The sequence below is a fragment of the Acinetobacter sp. CFCC 11171 genome, from assembly GCF_003268405.1.
Lineage (GTDB): Bacteria > Pseudomonadota > Gammaproteobacteria > Pseudomonadales > Moraxellaceae > Acinetobacter > Acinetobacter amyesii.
The window spans coordinates 1-1,153 of the sequence record NZ_LQXP01000093.1; the positions used below are offsets into that span (position 1 = coordinate 1).

The window sequence follows — 1,153 nt, forward strand, 5'->3', positions numbered from 1 at the left end:
CAACTCTAGTCCTCATGTTTAATAGTACCGAATTATTTTGCGTAATTGATGATTTCTTTCTTAAATTTGAAGCAACTTATTGGCAATTCCTTAAGCAAAGCCATCGTCTCTGAAGCAAAGCTTTACGCGGATCGTGGTTATATCAGCCAGAATTTAAAAAACAGATTAAAAGAACAAGATATTGATTTAATTACTTATCATCGAAAGAACATGCGGTCTGTTCAACTCTGTACATCAGATGCATATCACTTAAAACAACGTAATAAAATAGAAACGTTATTCAGCTTATTGAAAGGTCAATACAATTTGGTGACGAGTAGAGCTAGAAGTATCTCAGGCTTTTTAAGTGGTATCTACGCATCACTATGTGCATACCAATTAACCAGCAGAATAAGCCCACAATTCAAATTATGCAGTCATTGGCTTAAGCAGGATTCGGGTTAAATAAGATTTTTTCCCTGTGCTAATCAATTCATAAATAATTGGGATTAAAAATAAAGAAAAATATTAAGCTATTTCTTCTTAATGATAAGTATATTATGGCTTTTTTGTGATTTTTGTCACATAATTATATCTTATAAGATTTTAAATTTAAAACAAGTGTATTTAAAAAGGGAAATGATAGGGGATATTATGATTAAATTTCCATTTGGGTTAGTTGTTGTATCTATAGGGTTGGCGGCATGTACTTCTAATCCATATACAAAAACATTAGATCTGCGTTTTCAGAATAAAACAGCAGCAAATACACAAACAATACATGTACAGAGAGATGTACTGTTGTGTGCAGGCGATATTGCTGAAATACAAAACTGCCCGATAGAATTTTATATTGACAGTATTAAGTCGGGTACGTTCTATGTAGGCAATTCTGCTAATTATCATTTAAAACCAGAAAGTTACAATTTCAAAGTAAAAAACTGTACTGAAGAATCATGCCAAAGTTGTGATGTTGACTTAAACGTAGGAAAGCTAACAAGCAATGAATTTGTACTCTCTGTCAATACAGACGGTAAACCTTTTATTTCCAATAATGGTCAGCCTTTAAGTTGTGAGGTGAAGCATCAGGTTGCTGCTCAGGAACAGACAATACGAGTAGATTTAGCTGCGGACACTTTATTTAAATTTAACGGTTCTTCCTTGAATGATTTAC

2 pseudogenes are annotated in these 1,153 nt (G+C 32.8%); both read left to right on the forward strand.

Going from position 1 to position 1,153, the window contains the following annotated elements:
• Positions 1-111: 111 nt before the first annotated feature.
• Positions 112-428: pseudogene (locus AVJ20_RS17960) on the forward strand (transposase); the annotation flags it as partial.
• 205 nt (positions 429-633) lie between these two features.
• Positions 634-1,153 (forward strand): annotated as a pseudogene (locus AVJ20_RS17965) (cell envelope biogenesis protein OmpA); the annotation flags it as partial.